General features: G+C 63.2%; 13 protein-coding genes. 3 read left to right on the top strand and 10 right to left on the bottom strand.

Going from position 1 to position 17,525, the window contains the following annotated elements; genetic code table 11:
• Nucleotides 1-69: 69 nt before the first annotated feature.
• The 3 genes from F8N66_RS05055 to F8N66_RS05045 form a co-directional block, all read right to left on the bottom strand.
• The gene (locus F8N66_RS05055; protein WP_150769125.1) at nt 70-1,410 is read right to left on the bottom strand and encodes an MFS transporter; all 1,341 of its coding nucleotides are present in this window, start codon (nt 1,408-1,410) and stop codon (nt 70-72) included.
• Between the two features lie 267 nt (nt 1,411-1,677).
• Nucleotides 1,678-2,889 carry a M24 family metallopeptidase gene (locus F8N66_RS05050; RefSeq protein WP_150769124.1) on the bottom strand — a complete coding sequence of 404 codons (1,212 nt, stop codon included), beginning with the start codon at nt 2,887-2,889 and terminating at the stop codon, nt 1,678-1,680.
• A 196-nt stretch (nt 2,890-3,085) separates the two neighbouring features.
• On the bottom strand, nt 3,086-4,120 hold the full coding sequence (locus F8N66_RS05045) for a GlxA family transcriptional regulator (RefSeq protein WP_150769123.1): 1,035 nt from the start codon (nt 4,118-4,120) through the stop codon (nt 3,086-3,088).
• A 196-nt stretch (nt 4,121-4,316) separates the two neighbouring features.
• Here F8N66_RS05045 and pcaQ point away from each other — a divergent pair, with 196 nt between their 5' ends.
• The 3 genes from pcaQ (at nt 4,317) to pcaG (ending at nt 6,706) form a co-directional block, all read left to right on the top strand.
• Nucleotides 4,317-5,246 (top strand): pca operon transcription factor PcaQ, encoded by a 930-nt coding sequence (gene pcaQ, locus F8N66_RS05040; RefSeq protein ID WP_150769122.1) that lies wholly within the window; start codon nt 4,317-4,319, stop codon nt 5,244-5,246.
• Nucleotides 5,247-5,371: 125 nt separating this feature from the next.
• Nucleotides 5,372-6,091, top strand: coding sequence for a protocatechuate 3,4-dioxygenase subunit beta (gene pcaH, locus F8N66_RS05035; protein ID WP_150769121.1), 720 nt, complete (start codon nt 5,372-5,374; stop codon nt 6,089-6,091).
• Nucleotides 6,092-6,103: 12 nt separating this feature from the next.
• Nucleotides 6,104-6,706: a protocatechuate 3,4-dioxygenase subunit alpha gene (gene pcaG, locus F8N66_RS05030; protein WP_150769120.1), complete on the top strand. Its 603-nt coding sequence runs from the start codon at nt 6,104-6,106 to the stop codon at nt 6,704-6,706.
• Between the two features lie 63 nt (nt 6,707-6,769).
• Here the strand turns inward: pcaG and F8N66_RS05025 are convergent, their stop codons facing one another.
• The 7 genes from F8N66_RS05025 to F8N66_RS04990 all read right to left on the bottom strand — a co-directional run bounded on the left by F8N66_RS05025 (nt 6,770) and on the right by F8N66_RS04990 (nt 17,168).
• Complete coding sequence (locus tag F8N66_RS05025; protein WP_150769119.1) at nt 6,770-8,161, bottom strand: DHA2 family efflux MFS transporter permease subunit; 1,392 nt, start codon at nt 8,159-8,161, stop codon at nt 6,770-6,772.
• A gap of 988 nt (nt 8,162-9,149) precedes the next feature.
• Nucleotides 9,150-10,466, bottom strand: a complete 1,317-nt coding sequence (locus tag F8N66_RS05015) for an MFS transporter (protein ID WP_150769118.1) — start codon at nt 10,464-10,466, stop codon at nt 9,150-9,152.
• 91 nt (nt 10,467-10,557) lie between these two features.
• Nucleotides 10,558-11,775, bottom strand: a complete 1,218-nt coding sequence (locus F8N66_RS05010) for a fumarylacetoacetate hydrolase family protein (RefSeq protein WP_150769117.1) — start codon at nt 11,773-11,775, stop codon at nt 10,558-10,560.
• Nucleotides 11,776-11,801: 26 nt separating this feature from the next.
• Nucleotides 11,802-12,860, bottom strand: coding sequence for an Ldh family oxidoreductase (locus F8N66_RS05005; RefSeq protein WP_150769116.1), 1,059 nt, complete (start codon nt 12,858-12,860; stop codon nt 11,802-11,804).
• Nucleotides 12,853-14,457, bottom strand: coding sequence for an aldehyde dehydrogenase (NADP(+)) (locus F8N66_RS05000; protein ID WP_150769115.1), 1,605 nt, complete (start codon nt 14,455-14,457; stop codon nt 12,853-12,855). Before F8N66_RS05000 ends, F8N66_RS05005 begins: the two co-directional genes overlap by 8 nt.
• Before the next feature lie 36 nt (nt 14,458-14,493).
• On the bottom strand, nt 14,494-16,041 hold the full coding sequence (locus F8N66_RS04995; RefSeq protein ID WP_150769114.1) for a UxaA family hydrolase: 1,548 nt from the start codon (nt 16,039-16,041) through the stop codon (nt 14,494-14,496).
• A 164-nt stretch (nt 16,042-16,205) separates the two neighbouring features.
• Nucleotides 16,206-17,168, bottom strand: coding sequence for a LysR family transcriptional regulator (locus F8N66_RS04990; protein ID WP_150769113.1), 963 nt, complete (start codon nt 17,166-17,168; stop codon nt 16,206-16,208).
• Between the last annotated feature and the right edge of the window lie 357 nt (nt 17,169-17,525).

Raw genomic sequence — 17,525 nt, 5'->3', positions numbered from 1 at the left:
ATGGATTTTCAGAGTCACTGAAGATCCTGTGGGAGCGGGCTTGCTCGCGAAGGCGTCGTTGAGGTCACCTCAGTCCTGCAAGGCCCTGTGCGCCGTCTCCCGACTCGCCAGCATGGCAATCAAGGCCACCGCCGCGGCCGCCAGCAGATACCAGGCCGGGGCCATTTTGTTGCCGGTCAGTTGAATCAGCCAGGTCGCGATGAACGGTGCGGTGCCACCGAACACCGCGTTGGCGATGTTGAAGCTGAAGGCAAAGCCGCTGAAGCGCACGCGGGTGGGGAAGATCTCGGCGAGGAAGCACGGCAAGGTGCCGTCGTTCATTGCCAGGATCGCGCCGAAGGCTATCTGGATCATCAGGATCACGATCAACGGCTGGTTCTCCAACATCCCGAACAGCGGGAACGTCAGGGCCAGGAACAACACCGAGGCGGTCAGCAGCATGGTCTTGCGCCCGAACCGGTCCGACAGTTTGCCCATCAGGAAAATCAGGCCGATGTAGGTCGCCAGCGACACCGTCGAGGCCAGGAACGAATCACTCTCGCTCATGCCCATTTCAGTCGACAGGTAGGTCGGCATGTAGCTGAGCAGCAGGTAGAACGCCACGGCATTGAGGCAGGTCGCACCGATCCCGATCATCACGCTGCGCCGGTGCACGGTCAGCAACTCGCGAACCGGCGCGTGGGTCGCGCACTCCTTCGCCTCCAGGCGTTTTTCCATTTCCAGGAACTTGGGCGTGTCCTGCAAGCTCATGCGGATGTAGCGGCCCACCAACCCGAAGGGCGCCGCCAGCAGGAACGGCAAGCGCCAGCCCCAGCTGTGCAGGTCCTCGACGCTCATCCACGCATGCAGGCCGGCGACGAACACGGCGCCGAACAGCAAGCCGGCCGCGGTGCTCGCCGGCACGATGCTGGTGTACAACCCGCGCTTGCCCTCGGGGGCATACTCGGCGAGAAAGGCCGAAGCCCCGGCGTACTCCCCGGAGGCCGAAAACCCCTGGAACAAACGAATCAGCAACAGCAGTGCCGGTGCCCACAGGCCGATATGGTTGTAGGTCGGCAGGATACCGATGCAAAAGGTCGACACCGACATGATCAGGATCGACCAGGACAACGCACTGCGCCGGCCGTATTTGTCACCGAAATGCCCCCAGACCAGTCCGCCCAGCGGGCGGACGATGAACGACAGCGCGAACACGGCAAAGGTCGCCAGCAGCGCGGTGGCCTTGTCGGTTTGCGGGAAGAACGTCAACGCGATGACGGTGGCCAGGTAGCCGTAGGCCGCGTAGTCGAACCACTCGACGAAATTGCCCATGAAACTGGCACTGGCGGCGCGGCGCAGGGCCTTGCGTTCGGCGGTCTGTTCACGTTTGTCTGCCATGGTTGGCGTCAGGCTTGCGGTTTGGGTGCTCATTGTGCACCTCCGGGGTTGGAGGTGCGGTGATCGAAACGAAACATCGGGACGTGGGACATGACAAAACCCTCTATTGTTTTACTTGGGCAGGGTTAAGGCTCCGTAGGAGCTGCCGAAGGCTGCGATCTTTTAAGATCAAGATCAAAAGATCGCAGCCTTCGGCAGCTCCTACGGGGTCAAATGCTGCGCGTTCTTGGGCGCGCATGCGTCGTTTTTTCTGGTGAACAAAGTAAAACGCCGCACAGGGTCACTGTGCGGCGCAAGGTCTTACTTCCTGATGATGTTGTGTTCAGGGCCATACGGGAACTTGGTGATGTTTTCCCCGCCCTGTTCGTTGACGATCAGGATGTCGTGCTCACGATAGCCACCGGCACCGGGAAGGCCTTCGGGCAACATGATCATCGGCTCGATCGACACCACCATCCCCGGTTCCAGCACCGTGTCGATGTCTTCGCGCAGTTCCAGCCCGGCTTCGCGGCCGTAGTAATGGCTCAGCGTACCGAAGGAGTGGCCGTAGCCGAAGGTGCGGTATTGCAGCAGGTCGTGTTCCAGGAAGATCTCGTTCAATTGCAGCGCGATGTCGCAGCAGCGCATGCCCGGCTTGATCAGCTTCAGCCCGGCCTCGTGCACTTTTACGTTGACTTCCCACAGGCGCAGGTGCTCGTCGGAGCAGTGGTCCAGGAACAGGGTACGTTCCAGTGCGGTGTAGTAACCGGCGATCATCGGGAAGCAGTTGAGGCTGAGGATGTCGCCCTTGTTGACCTTGCGCGACGTCACCGGGTTGTGCGCGCCATCGGTGTTGATGCCGGACTGGAACCAGGTCCAGGTGTCCATCAGTTCGGAATCCGGGAAGGTGCGGGCAATTTCGCGCACCATCGCCTGGGTGGCGTGCAGGGCCACTTCGTACTCCGGCACCTGGTCACGCAAGGCTTCGACGATGGCCGCACCGCCGATGTCCGCGACCCGTGCGCCATGGCGGATGATCGCGTGTTCTTCGGCGGACTTGATCATGCGCATGCGCATGCAAGGCGCGGCGATGTCCACCAGTTCAGCCTGCGGGTAGCGGTCGGCCAGCTTGTCGCGGTTGAGCAGGTTCAGATGGTCGAACTCGATGCCGATGCGCCCGGCCCTGGGCAGGGCCTGCTGGATCGCGACGAAGTAGTTGTCGCGCTGCCAGTCGGTGTAGACGATGTTGTCCGTGCCGACCGTGCGGCGCCATGGCTGGCCGCCATCAATGTTGGCGCTGATGGTCACGGCGCTGTCCTGGGTCACGACCAGCGCGTAGGGACGCCCGAAGGAGCAGAACAGGAAATCGCTGTAGTAGTTGATGTTGTGGTAGGAGGTGAAGACGGCCGCGTCGATATTGTTCTGCGCCAGGTAGGCCCGCAACTTGGCCTGGCGGTTGGCGTATTCCTGGGCCGAGAACGTCGGGCTGACCTTTTCGCCGTTCTTGATCTGGATGGTTTTCGGCATTTGCATGTCTCTGATCCTTTTCATTGTTTGAGCTACAGATGGCGCCAGTCTGGCGGGCCGCTGAAGATCATTCGAACAGATGCGAACCGAGGTTTTTTGTGCGAATCCGACCTGTAGTTGATCAGATCCGCTGTTTGCCAAAGTGCCTCGCAGAAACACCAATGCCCCCGGCAGGCGGGGGCATTGGCAAAGGCTGGACCGGTCAGTGTGGGAGCGACGGTGCGACGATTCGACCTGCTCGCGAAGAGGCCGGTGCTTTCAACCGGGATGCCTGCCGACTGTGCGCCGTAGCCGCCACATGGTCCCGAGGGTGTACACCGAAGTACTGCCGATAACAGCGAAAGAAATGCTGCAACGAGACGAATCCGCAGGCCACGGCCACTTCCGCCAGCGCCGGGTCACCGGCCCGCAGCAGCTGCCGCGCCTGTTGCAGCCGCAAGTCCAGGTAGTGCCTGGACGGTGAACAACCCAGGCTGCTTTTGAACAACCGCTCCAGATGTCGACGGGAAATGCCCAGGGTCCGGGCCAGTTCGTCGATCCCCAGGGTTGGGCTCAGGTGCTGGTTCATCAAGGCGACGGTCGCCTGAAGCTTCGCTGGGGCGTCATGCACCGGCAGCAGCGGCCGGGCCTGGCGGGCGGCATGTTTTTCCATGCGCAGGATCAGGCCACGGCCGTGGGTCTGGGCGAGCAATTCGTGCATCAAGCCCTGGGCCGCCTGCGGGCCGACGCAGGTCAGGCGCTGGCGGTCGACGCAAAAAGGCGCCGCCACCGGCGTCAGCTGGCTGAACGCGCTGAACGTCAGCGATGCGGTGGGCTCCGGCAAACTGCAACGGAAACCCGCCAGCGCGCCTGTCTGCGCCAGCAGCCAACCTGCCCCGCCCAATGCCCCCAGGCCGACGGGCTGCGCCGCCCAGTGAATCAACTGCGGGCGCAGGTCCGGATGCTCCGGCTGAAGCGGCAAGCTATCGCCACCACAGAGGATCAGCACATCGAACGCGGGCGCCTGGTCCAGTCGTGCCGTGGCGGTGGCGATACCGTTGCTGGCGTTCAATGCCTGGCCGTCCAGGCTCAACATCTGCCATTGGCAGACATTGCGCCCCGCCAACTGGTTGGCCAGGCGCAGTGGCTCCAGCGCGTTGGCCAGGGCGTACATATCGAAGGCGTCGAGCAACCAGAACCCGATTCGCAACACCGGCGGTTGGGCACGGTCGCAAACGTCAAGAATATTGAGGACCATCGTCGATCTCCGCGCCGTTTCAAAGAGCTGATTGTCGGCGTGGGGGATCCACGCGGCGTGTCAGAAATCGACCCCTGAGTGCCCGTCGCTACCGATATGGCCTGCGGACGATGTCATTCAGGTTATCCTTGGCGCTGAACACGCATTCGTGAACTGGCGAACGCCGGATGTCATCAGCCGAAGGTAGCGACCCCGATTGAACATCGATACCCGCATCAAATTCCGTCATCTGGTGTGCTTTCTCGAAGTGGCGCGCCATGGCAGCCTGGCCCGGGCCTGCGACAAACTGGCCATCAGCCAGCCGGCCCTGTCCAAGACGCTGAAGGAGCTTGAGACGCTGCTGGCGGCGACGCTGTTCGAGCGCAGTAAAAAGGGCTCGACGCTGACCGAGGCCGGCGTGGCCTTCCTGCGCTATGCCGGCCCGAGCGTGCAATCGCTGCGTGATGGGGTCAACAGCTTGCGTTCGGGGGTCCATGAGCCGATTACCGTGCGGCTGGGCGTGCTCTCCACGGTGGAAAGCCTGCTGATTCCCGAAGTGGTGTGCCGCCTGCACGATCGCCATCCGGCGCTGGCCGTCAGTGTGGTGACCGGGCCCAGTGCCTATCTGCTGTCGCAACTGCGGGTCGGCGAGCTGGACCTGGTGGTCGGCAGGATGACCGACAGCCCCTTGATCCAGGGCCTGGCCTTCGAGCACCTCTACAGCGAATCCATGACCCTGGTGGTTCGTAAGGGGCACCCGCTGCTGACCGATCCGCTGGGGCCGAAAAACCTCGAAGACTACCCCGTGGTCCTGCCGTTGGCGGGGACGACCATCCGCAAATTTGCCGACGGCCTGTTTGTGCAGCACGGCATCACCCCTTCGCGCCAATCCCTGGAAACCCTGTCGGTCGCCCTGAGCCGACGCTACGTGCAATCCAGCCAGGCGGTGTGGGTCGCGCCTTTCGACGCGGTTCGCCAGGACTTGAAGCAAGGCGAGCTGGTGGAGCTGGACCTGGGCATGCGTGAACCCGGCGGGTCATTGGGGCTGTGCACCAACCCCGTACTGCCGATGACCCCGGCGGCGCTGTGGTGCGTCGAGGCCCTGCGCGAGGTGGGGCAAGAGTATCGCGAAGGGCATTATCCATAACCTTTTGGATATGTATCCGGTCGGTTTTTTCACTTTTGGGCAAGGTCACACAAGAGGAGACTGTGCTGCAAGTCGCCGCCAACCGGCGCTTGTCTCTGACTAACCATAAGAACAGGAAAAACGACATGTCTGATGCGCACGACAGCCGCTTCGTCATTCGTGACCGTAATTGGCATCCCAAGGCCCTGACCCCTGACTACAAGACCTCGATCCTGCGCTCCCCGCGCCAGGCACTGGTGAGCATTCCCCAATCGATCTCGGAAACCAGCGGCCCGGATTTTTCCCATCTGCAGATGGGCCGGCACGATAACGACCTGCTGCTGAACTTCAATCACGGCGGCCTGCCCGTCGGTGAACGCATCATCGTCGCGGGCCGGGTCTGCGACCAGTTCGGCAAGCCGATTCCCCATACCCTGGTGGAAATGTGGCAAGCCAACGCCGGTGGCCGCTACCGGCATAAAAAAGACAGCTACCTGGCGCCCCTCGATCCGAACTTCGGCGGTGTCGGCCGCGCCTTGACCGACCGCGATGGCAACTACAGCTTCCGCACGGTCAAGCCGGGTCCCTACCCTTGGCGCAACGGTCCCAACGACTGGCGGCCGGCCCACATCCATGTCTCCATCAGTGGTCCGTCCATTGCCACGCGGTTGATTACCCAGCTGTATTTCGAAGGTGATCCGCTGATCCCGATGTGCCCGATCGTCAAGTCGATCGCCAATCAGGACGCGGTGCAGAGCCTGATCGCCAGGCTCGACATGAGCATGGCCAATCCCATGGATTGCCTGGCTTATCGCTTTGATATCGTCCTGCGCGGCCAGCGCAAGACTCACTTCGAAAACCGCTGAGGAGGCCCGCACATGCCCGTTCAACTTCTGCCTGAAACTCCGTCGCAAACCGCCGGCCCCTATGTGCACATCGGCCTGGCGCTGGAAGCAGCCGGCAACCCGCCGCGCGAGCAGGAAATCTGGAACCTGATGGCCAAGCCTGGCGCGCCCGGCGAGCATATTGTGCTCAAGGGCCAGGTGTATGACGGCAATGGCCAGCTGATTCGCGATGCCTTCCTGGAGGTGTGGCAGGCCAACCACGAGGGCGTCTACGACAGCGACTACAACCTGGACAAACCCTTCAACTGTTTCGGCCGCACCGCCACCACCGATGTCGGCGAATGGACGATCAAAACCGTGAAGCCCGGCCGGGTGAACAACGCCGCGGGTGTGCCCATGGCGGCGCACATCAACGTGTCGCTGTTCGCGCGGGGCATCAACATCCACTTGCAGACCCGCCTGTATTTCGACGACGAACCCGAGGCAAATGCCGTGGACCCGGTGTTGAACCTGATCGAACAGCCGCATCGGCGTGAATCGCTGATCGCCAGGCGTTGCACGGTGGATGGCAAGCTGGCCTACCAGTTCGACATTCACCTTCAGGGCGAAGCCGAAACCGTATTCTTCGACTTCTGACGCCCCGCTACCCTCACCACCTGTTCGTGCCCATGCGTGGGAACGAACAGGTGGAAGGTGCATCTATGATCGCTGCAACACCGACTCCCCCGCGCCCGGCGGCAACCGCAGGTTGTCGAGCAAGGCGATCGCCGCAATCACCGCCACGCACAGAAAGGTCAACTGGAAGTCGACGGTCTCGGCATGCTCGGCATGCCCATGGATGTTCATCGCAAGACGCAGCAGCAACGCACCGATCGCCACCCCCATCGCCATGCTCAACTGGAAGAACATGCTGAACAAGGTTGAAGCGTCGCTCATCTGCGCCTTGGGAATATCGGCAAAACCCAGGGTGTTGAACAGGGTGAACTGCATGGAGCGCGACAACCCGCCGACGAACAGAATGAACGCAATCATCGCCCAGCTCATCCGCTCATCCAGCAAGGCACAGGCTGCAATCGCGAGGACGCCGAGCAGGCCGTTGACCATCAACACCGGACGAAACCCCCAGCGCTGCATCACCGCCGTGGTGAACGGTTTCATGGCCAGGTTGCCGGCGAACACCGCCAGCACCAGCAGTCCTGCATCGAAGGCGGACAGACCGAACGCCAGTTGAAACATCAGCGGCAACAGGAAGGGCAAGGTGCTGATGGCGATGCGAAACACCGACCCGCCACACAGGCAGACACTGAACGTGCGCACCCCGATGACACCCAGCGCCAGCAGCGGTTGCGCATGCCGACGCATATGGCGCCAGGCAAGGACACCGAGCAGCAGGCCGACAGCGCTCAGCGACAGTCCCTGCACCAGGTTTGCCCGGCTTTGCCCCAACATCTCCACGCCGTACAGCAACGCTGCACTGGCGATGCCGACCAGCAGAAAACCGCTGAAATCGAACGACCTGGCACTCACCTCGTCACGTTTGGGCAGCAACACCCGCGCGGCAATCAGGGCCAGTACACCCAGTGGCAGGTTGAGGTAGAAAATCCACGGCCAGGACGCGTGGGTGACGATGAAACCACCCACGGGCGGCCCAAGGATCGGAGCGACCAGGCCGGGCCAGGTGATGAAGGAGATCGCCCGCACCAGGTCTTTTTTCTCGGTGGCGCGCAGCACCGCCAACCGCCCTACCGGCACCATCATCGCCCCGCTGATACCTTGCAACACGCGCGCGGCGACGAAGGTTTCCAGGTTTGCGCTCAGCCCGCACAGCAACGACGACAGGCTGAACAACACGATCGCCCCACTGAAGACCCGGCGCGTGCCCAGGCGATCCGCCAGCCAGCCGCTGATGGGAATGAACACCGCGACCGCCAGCAGGTAGGCGCTCATGCCAATGTTCACGTCCACCGCCGCGACGCCGAACGTCCTGGCCATGTCGGGCAACGCGGTCGCGATGACCGTGGCGTCGAGGTTCTCCATGAAGAACGTGACGGCGACCAACAGGGCAATCAAGGTGGATCGGCGTGGCGACATGACGCTCATCGCTGTCCGGCGGCGCTGACCGCCCGCCACAAATCGATATCAACCTCAGCGGCCCGCATGATGAATTCGCTCTTGAACTGAATGCCCGCCACAGTATGCGCCTGGCTTGTGGCTGGCAAACGCTTGATGGGAATGGGGATGTCAGCGAAATATTGTGGGTTGTGGGGTAGATCCGTTGCTGCAGTAATGACGGCTGGGGGGTACATATCCATTGCTGCGGTAACGGCGGCTTATGGTTTCGCCCTTACGGCGACTCCCTTTTCCAAACGCCGAAAAGGAAGCAAAAGGCTTTGCCCCACCACTTGGTGCCTCGCTTGGGCTCGGCATGCCCGATCGAAGGCATTGCTCCGTGGGTCGCCGCGATGGGCCGTCCCTGGCCCAGCGCGGCTAAACCGGCGTCCTGCCGGTTTACCCACGGAGCAATGCCTGCGTTCGGCCATCGTGGTTTAACGGGGCGCCCAGATCAAAATCAAACGCGAGGCGGCCTTAAAGCCGACCTGACATTGGCTGGTGTACGCGATCCCCTGTAGAAGCCAGCCTGCTGGCGATGGAAGTCAACGATAACGCGCCCTGTCTGGATGAACGCGTTGCCTGGAAGTCCATCGCCAGCAGGCTGGCTCCCACAATGGGATCGCCGACAGACCTGCAATCAGGTCGGCTTTAAGGCCGCCTCGCTTTTGATTTTGATCTGGCTTTTGATCTTCTTGCCCCATCGAGAGGCCGAGTGGAGGTTCTGCGCAGTGGGCACCTCGGCATGGATGCCGAGGTAGCCGCCCCCGGCCATGGATGGCCGATGGCGGCGGGCCCACGGAGCAGGACCGGAACGAGGGCATACCGAGCCTTAGCGAGGCACCGAACGACAGGGGCAAGAGCGCTTGGTTACTTGGCGCTTCTCCAAGTAACTCGCCGTAAGGGCGAAACCGCCAGTCGCCATTACCGAAGAAACGGATATGTACCCCACCCTACAATGGAAGAGCCTTTACTCCGTCACCCCCACAATATCCTCAACCACGGGCTCCGCACTGCCAATCGGCGCATTCAGCAGCAAGTAGTACGCCAGCGCCGAACACAACGCCACCACCGCACTGATCATGAACGCCGTATTGAACGACCCCGAATACTGGATGCTGAACCCGGTGACGATCGGCGCAACAGACCCGGCGATGTAGCCACCGAAGTTCTGGATCGAGCCGAACGAGGCCACCCGGCGACTGTCAACGATGGTGTTGACGATCATCCAGGCCGTGGCACTGGCCATGTTGATGCTGAACAGCGCCAGGCACAGCAGGATGATGCAACCGGTAAGCCCGCTGACAAACGACAGCGGCAAAGTGAACAGCGCCGCCAGCACCAGGCCGGTGATCACGCCGAACTTGCGGCTGGCCAGGATGCTCATGCCACGGCGTACCAGCCTGTCGCAGAAACGCCCGGCGACGATGGTGCCCAACGCGCCGAACCCATAGGCCAGCGACACCAGCCACGCGGTCTTGTACAGGTTCATGCCATGTTCGCGCTCGAAGTAGCCAGGCAACCAGGTCAGGTGCAGCCACAGCATGTAGATCACACCCATGAAGCCCAGCACTGCGCCCCAGGTGCTGCGATGCTTGAACAGGTCGAGCCAGCCGGCAAAGTAGGACACCTTCGGTGCCTGCGAATCGGCCGCCTGCACCTGCGGTTGTTTCTCGGTCGGCAACGGCTTGCCTTCAGCGGCGAGTTCGGCCAGGTATTGCGCCTTGCTCTTGTAGAAGGTCAACCAGCACACCGCCAGGACGATACCGATCGCGCCGGTGATGATGAACATCCCGCGCCAGCCGAAGTTGACCATGAACAGCGTCAGCAAGGGCGGCGCCAGGCATGGGCCCAGGCAGGTCGAGGACCAGACGATTCCGGTCGGCGTACCGCGCTCGTTGGCATCGAACCATTCCGACAGCGCCTTGGCCGCCGAAGGGAACATCGGTGCTTCGCCAATCCCCAGCAGCACGCGCAGGCCCATGAAGCCGGCAAAGCTGTTGACCATGCCGAACGTCGATTGCGCCACCGACCAGGCCAGCAACGAGGCGCCCAGGGCGATCTTGCTGCCCAGGCGGTCGATGATCATGCCCATCGGCAACTGCGCAAAGGCATAGGCGATGGAGAAGGCCGACAACAGAATGCCCATTTGCGAGGGGCTGATCATCATGTCCTTCTGGATCGAGGTATTGGCGATCGACAGCGCGCTACGGTCCAGGTAGTTGACGATGCCGATCAATAGCAGGAAGACAACGGTGATGCTTTGATACTTCTTCAGTTTGTTCATCGGGTGGCCTTTATTATTGTTATTGCAGCGGTTTCAAAGCCGGGGCGATCCTTCAACCGGTGCCGCATTCATCCCTGGGAGAAACGAAAAATCAGGGCTGACGCGCCGTCACCGCCGCTTCGAGCAGGCCACGCCGGCTCAGGCTGTCGATCAGCGAACGCAGGCCGAAGTCCCACTGCGGCGCCTGGTCGCTGGTGGTCACGCGGTTGCACAGGGTGCCCAGTTGCGCATTGCTGATCGCCACCACATCACCCCGCTTGTGGGTGAAACCGTTTCCCGGCTGGTCGCGGTCCTGCTTGGGGGCGAACAGGGTACCGAGAAACAGCACCAGGCCGTCGGGATATTGATGGTTTTCATTGAGGGTCTGCTGGACCAGGTCGAGCGGATCACGGCTGATCTGGCGCATGGAACTGCGGCCTTCAAGGATGAAGCCGTCCTGCCCTTCTACACGCAAATCCACTTCAGCGCTGCGCACGTCATCCAGGCTGAACGTCTCGTCGAACAGACGCAGCAAGGGCCCTACTGAAGTGGACGCGTTGTTGTCCTTGGCCTTGGACAGCAGCAAGGCGCTGCGCCCTTCGAAATCGCGCAGGTTGACGTCGTTGCCGAGCATGGCGCCCTGGATCGTGCCGTTGCTCGACACCGCCAGCACCACTTCCGGCTCCGGGTTGTTCCAGCTGGACTTGGGGTGAATACCGATGTCGGCGCCATGGCCGACGGCCGACAGTGGCTGGGCCTTGGTGAAGATTTCGGCGTCCGGGCCGATGCCCACTTCCAGGTACTGCGACCACAGGCCCTGCTCCACCAGCACTTTGCGCAAGGCCTCGGCCTGGGCCGAACCCGGGACGATTTGCGAAAGGTCGGCGCCAATGCGGCTGGCCAGGGTGTCGCGGATCGCGTCGGCCTTGGCCGGGTCGCCCTTGGCCTGCTCTTCGACCACCCGTTCCAGCAGGCTGGCGGCGAAGGTCACGCCGGCGGCCTTGACCGCCTGCAGGTCGATCGGTGCCAGCAGCCACGGCCGGTTTTCATCGCGCAGGCCCGGATCGCTGTTGTCCAGCAGCGCGGGCAGTTCGATCAAGGCCTCGGCCAGGGGCAAGGCGCGCAGGTACGCCACCGGGTCGGCCAGTTCAAGCAAGGCCGAGACCGTCGCCACGTGGGCGCTGATATCGTGCACGGCGCCGGCCTTGACCAGCACCACGGCGGGCCCCTGCCCTGGCAGCCAGACGCGTCCGACCCAGCTGCCGGTGTTGAAGACATCGGCATTTTTGCTCAATTGCAGCGGTGCTTGTGCGTTCGATTGGTGGGTCATGTCTGCACTCTTGTTGTCGTTTTCAGTCATTGATTAAGCGCGGGCAATTGCAACTGCCCGGCGGTCTGGTTGAGGTCGTCGACCAGCTTCTGCGACAGGCTCACGCCGTCGAGCAGCGCTTGCTTGCGCAACTTCAGGCCGGCCTGGCCCGGCAAACGCACCGGGCGCTCGGGATCGACCGGGCGGCTGGCCAGGATCAGCTGGCTCAGGAACGAACTTTCGTCGGTGAAAGCCTCCAGCCCGCCGAAGAAGCGCGGGTCGATCACCACCGCCGTGGCGGAGGCGCCCCACTGGTCCGGGGCATCCTTGCGCCCGTGGCCGGCCAGCCCCGAGGTCAGGGCCTCAACCAGAATCGCCAGGGCGAAACCCTTGTGCCCGAAGGCCTGGCCACCCAGGGGCAGGATGCTGCCCGGTGGCGTGGTGTAGAAATCGGCCGGGTCGTCGCTCAGCCGGCCCTCGTTGCTCATCAATACCGGGTGCGGCAGTGTGCGGCCGGCATCGCGGCACTGGCCGACCAGGCCCAGGGTCACGGTCGACATGCTGACGTCCAGCAGGATCGGCTCGCCCCGGGTCGGGATGCCGGCGGCAATCGGGTTGGGTGTGTAGATCGGGTCGATCCCGCCATGGGCGGACACCAGGCCCACCGACGGGTCCGAGGAATACACCATGGCCACCAGGCCCTGGTCGGTGAAGGGTTTGAGGTAAGCGGCCAGGCAACCGATGTGCGAGGCACGACGCACCACGGCGATGCCGATGCCCTGCGCCGTGGCCCCCTTGGCCGCGCAGTCCAGGGCACGGCTGACGCAATAAGGGCCGAGCACATAGTGGCCATCGAACAGCGCCGAAATGCCGCTGTCCGAGACCTGTTCGAGCAAGCGGGCCTGGGACTTGACCTGCCCGTCGAGCATGCCGCCGATGTAGCGGCTCACCAGGTTGAGGCCATGGGTGCGATGGCCCAGCAGTTCACCTTCGAGCAGGACCCGGGTCACCACCTGGGCGACCTCGGCATCGGCCCCGGCTTTTTCGAACAGTTGCTCGACGAACGTGGTGAGCGATTGTGTGTCGTAGCGTTTGGCGTCAGTCATGCTTGCCACTCCGTGATCCATTCAAGGCCGCTGTGCTGTGCTTGCCATCGACCAGGCGCTGGATGCCCAGTGGGTTGGCGTTCTTCAAGGCATCGGGCAACAACGGGTCCGGCACGTTCTGGTAGCACACCGGACGCAGGAAGCGGTCGATCGCCAGGGTGCCCACCGACGTGCCACGGGCATCGGAGGTGGCCGGGTACGGGCCGCCGTGGACCATCGCGTCGCACACCTCGACACCGGTCGGGTAGCCGTTGAGCAGCACACGACCGACCTTCACTTCCAGCGCACCGAACAGTTGGCCGAAAGCGGCCAGGTCATTCTGGTCGGCCAGCAACGTGGCGGTGAGTTGACCGTGCAAGGCGCCGACCGCGCGCAGCAATTGCGCCTCGTCGGCCACCTGGACGATCACCGTGCACGGGCCGAACACTTCTTCCTGCAGCAGCTCATCCTGCTCCAGCAACAGGCTGACATCGGCCTCGAACAGCTGTGGCTGCGCCTGGTTGCCCTTTTGCGCCAGGCCACTGAGGTGTTTGACGCCCGGGTGCGCCAGCAATGCCTCCAAGCCTTTGCCGTAGCTGTTCAACGCGCCGGCATTAAGCATGGTCTGCGGCGCCTGCTCGGCCATGTGGCCGGTCAGGCGCTCGATGAAGCTGCTGAACGCCGGCGAACGAATCCCCAGCACCAGACCGGGGTTGGTGCAGAACTGGCCACAACCCTGGACCACCGAGGCGGTCAATTCCTTGGCCAGCTGGGCGCCGCGGTTGGCCAGGGCCTGTGGCAGGACCAGCACCGGGTTGATGCTCGACATCTCGGCGAACACCGGAATCGGTTGTGGCCGGGCGGCCGCCATGTCGCACAACGCGCGGCCGCCCTTGAGCGAACCGGTAAAGCCCACCGCCTGGATGCCCGGGTGCTTGACCAGCGCCTCGCCAACCCCGGCACCGAAAATCATGTTGAACACGCCGGCCGGCATGCCGGTGCGCCCGGCGGCGCGGACCAGCGCTTCGGCGACCCGCTCGGCCGTGGCCATGTGGCCGCTGTGGGCCTTGAACACCACCGGGCAGCCGGCAGCCAGTGCGGCGGCGGTATCACCACCGGCGGTGGAGAATGCCAGCGGGAAGTTGCTGGCGCCGAACACTGCCACCGGGCCGACACCGATGCGGTATTGGCGCAGGTCGGGGCGCGGCAGCGGCATACGGTCCGGCAGCGCCTGGTCGATGCGCGCACCATAGAAGTCGCCACGACGCAGCACTTGGGCGAACAGGCGCATCTGGCCGCTGGTGCGGCCGCGTTCACCCTGGATACGGGCACTCGGCAGCGCCGTCTCGCGGCAGGTCAAGGCGATGAAATCCTCGCCCAGGGCGTCAAGCTCGTCGGCGATGGCTTCCAGGAATTCGGCCCGGCGTACCGCCGCCAGGTTGCGAAACAGCGGGAACGCCGCGCTGGCCGCTGCCACCGCCGCATCGACTTCCGCCAGGGTGGCCTGATGAAAAGCGCCTGGCAGGCGTTCGCCGGTATGGGCGTCGACGCTGTAGACCAGGGTGTCGCCCAGCGCGCTGCGCTGGCCCGCGACAAAGTTGTGTCCGGAAACTTGCATGTTTTTTTCGCCTTATGAATGTTGCGGGGCTGTCAGTCAGGTCACGGCACCGATCTGCCAGGGCACGAACTCGTTCTGCCCATAGCCGTGTTGTTCGCTCTTGCTGCGTTCGCCCGAAGCGATGCGCAGCATCTGTTCGAAGATGTAGGCGCCGCGCTCTTCAATGCTGGTGGAACCGTCGGCGATGCCGCCGCAGTTCACGTCCATGTCCTCTTCCTGGTGCTCGAACACCCGGTTGTTGGTGGCCAGCTTGATCGAAGGGGCCGGCGCGCAACCGTAGGCCGAGCCCCGGCCGGTGGTGAAGGCGATGAGGTTGGCGCCGCCTGCCACCTGGCCGGTGGCCGAGACCGGGTCGTAGCCCGGGGTATCCATGAACACCAGGCCCTTGGCCCGCACCGCCTCGGCGTACTGGTAGACCTCCACCAGGTTGCTGGAGCCGGCCTTGGCCACCGCACCCAAAGACTTTTCGAGGATGGTGGTCAGGCCACCGGCCTTGTTGCCGGCCGAGGGGTTGTTGTTCAGTTCGGCGTTCATGCGCTGGCAGTAGTCTTCCCACCAGTGGATGCGCGCAATGAGTTTCTCCCCCACCTCGCGGCTCACCGCGCGGCGTGTCAGCAAGTGCTCGGCGCCGTAGATCTCCGGGGTTTCCGAAAGGATCGCGGTGCCACCGGCCGCCACCAGCCGATCGACGGCATTGCCCAGCGCCGGGTTGGCGGTGATGCCCGAGTAGCCGTCCGAACCGCCGCATTGCAAGCCGACGACCAGGTGGCGCGCACTGACCGGCTCGCGCCGTACCTGATTGGCCTGGGGCAGCAAGGCCTTGACCTGCTCGATGCCGCTGGCGATGGTTTTCGAGGTGCCGCCCACCCCCTGAATGGTGAAGGCGCGCAGTTGATCGCTGGCCTTGAGCCCCTGGGTTTCGAGCAGGCTCTCGATCTGGTTGGTTTCACAGCCCAGGCCGATGATCAGCACCGCGGCGAAATTAGGGTGTACGGCGTAGCCACCCAGCGTGCGGCGCAACAACCCCAGGGCCTCGCCACTGGGGTCCACGGCGCAACCGGCGCCGTGGGTCAGCGCCACCACGCCGTCGATGTTCGGGAAGTCGGCCAGCGCCTGGGGGTGGATGTCGCGGCGAAAGTGGTCGGCCACGGCCCGGGCCACGGTTGCCGAACAGTTGACCGAGGTGAGAATGCCGACGTAGTTGCGGGTCGCGACGCGGCCATCGCTGCGCACGATGCCCTGGAACACGGCTTCGGCGCTTGGCGTGGCGTGGGCATCGACACCGAAGGCGTAGTCACGGGCGAAGTCGCCCATCTCCACGTTGTGCACATGCACGTGCTCGCCCGCTTCGATGGGCTGTGAGGCAAAACCGATGATCTGTCCGTAGCGGCGCAGGGGCTGGCCTTGCTCCACATGCCGGGTGGCGACTTTGTGCCCGGAGGGGATCGGCTGGCGCACGGTGATCGCTTCGGCTTCCAGGCTCAGCCCCTCAGGCAGGGCCTGCCGTGCAATCACTACGTTGTCCAGGGGATTGAGGCGGATCACGGCAGGGTCGCCGGTCCGTGTTCTGGCAATCAGTTGCATGGGACCTCTCAGGGCAGAACGGCTGTCTTCTTGTTATGGCGTCGTCCGTTTCGTGACGGGCGAATCTGCGATAACTGTAAGGAGCCAGCCTCCACATTCCCAATGAGATGATCCGATCAATCGATAACCTGGCGTTATCAAATTGCCTGATCGAGCGGGTTTAATTAATCACTCGCCGCGCCTTCCTCCCGGCGCTGGCGCGCGAATGCCAGCAGGATGTCGACGAACTCCCGGGCCGAACCGGTCAGCGGCTCGTCCTTGCGGCTGATGATGCCGTACTCCAGCGGCGCCAGGTGCAGGGGCGTCTGCAGCTCCTTGAGCTGGCCGCTGTTGAGCTGCGCGGCCACCATCGAGCGGGGCAACATGGCGATGGCCGATCCCGATTGCAGCAATTGCAGGAACATCTGCATGGAAATGGTATCGACGCTGTCGGCGGGCGACGGGATGCCGGCCGCCTTGAAGGCCAGCTCCAGGCGATCGCGAATCGGGGTCCCGACCGGGTACAGCACCCACGGCCACTGGCCCAGGGCTTCGAGCGGCGTACAGTCCAGTTCGTTGAGCGGATGACTGCTGTTGACCACCAGGCTGAAAGGCTCGGGCTCCAGTGGCTCGAAGTCGAACAGCTGGCTGTAACGCTCTTCGGTAAAGCGGCCGATCATCAGGTCCAGCTTGTTTTGTTCGAGCATCGCCAGCAGGTGGTCGCTGGACTGCTCCACCACTTCGATCGACAACAACGGACTGCGCGCCTTGATCGCGACAATGGCCTCGGGCAGCACCACCGAGGTGGCGGCAAAAATCCCCCCCACCTTGAGAAAGCCATGCCCGCCTTTACGCAGCCGGTTGACCTGGTCGACGAACTTGTGCGAGTCGGCCAGCGCCCCCTGGGCATAACGCACCACATACTCGCCCAGCTCCGTGGGCGGCATGCTGCGTGGCAGGCGTTCGAACAGGGCAAAGCCAAATTGCTCCTCCAGGTCGCGCAGCATCTTGCTCAAGGCGGGCTGGCTGAGGTTCATCCGAATGGCGGTGGCGTGCATATTGCGCGTGCGCGCCAGGGTGTCGATCAGCACCAGGTGCTTGAAGCGTACCCAGTTGCAAAAGCTGGAGTGGGTAATGTCCGACGGCATCGGGGGGTAGTGCCTCGTCTTTGTGGTGGGGTTCGTGATCCAAGGGGACAGTGTACATATCCGTTGCTTCGGTAACGGCGGCTTATGGTTCCGCTCTTACAGCGGGTTACTTGGCGCTTCTCCAAGTAACTCGCCGTAAGGGCGAAACCGCCAACCGCCGTTACCGCAGTAATGGATATGTACTCAGTCAACAAAGACAGATCGCCTGTCGAACCGATGTGGGGCTGGATCTGGCTGCGCATAGTGAGCGGGCTTATAACCATTGATTGCTGGTTGTCGGGGCAGATCCGTTGCTGCGGTTACGGCGACTATTGGTTCCGCTCTTACAGCGGGTCACTTGGAAAAGCGCCAAGTAAC

The organism is Pseudomonas fluorescens (assembly GCF_902498195.1).
In the GTDB taxonomy this organism is placed as follows: Bacteria; Pseudomonadota; Gammaproteobacteria; order Pseudomonadales; family Pseudomonadaceae; genus Aquipseudomonas; species Aquipseudomonas fluorescens_BU.
This window is presented reverse-complemented; position numbering and strand designations above follow the sequence as displayed.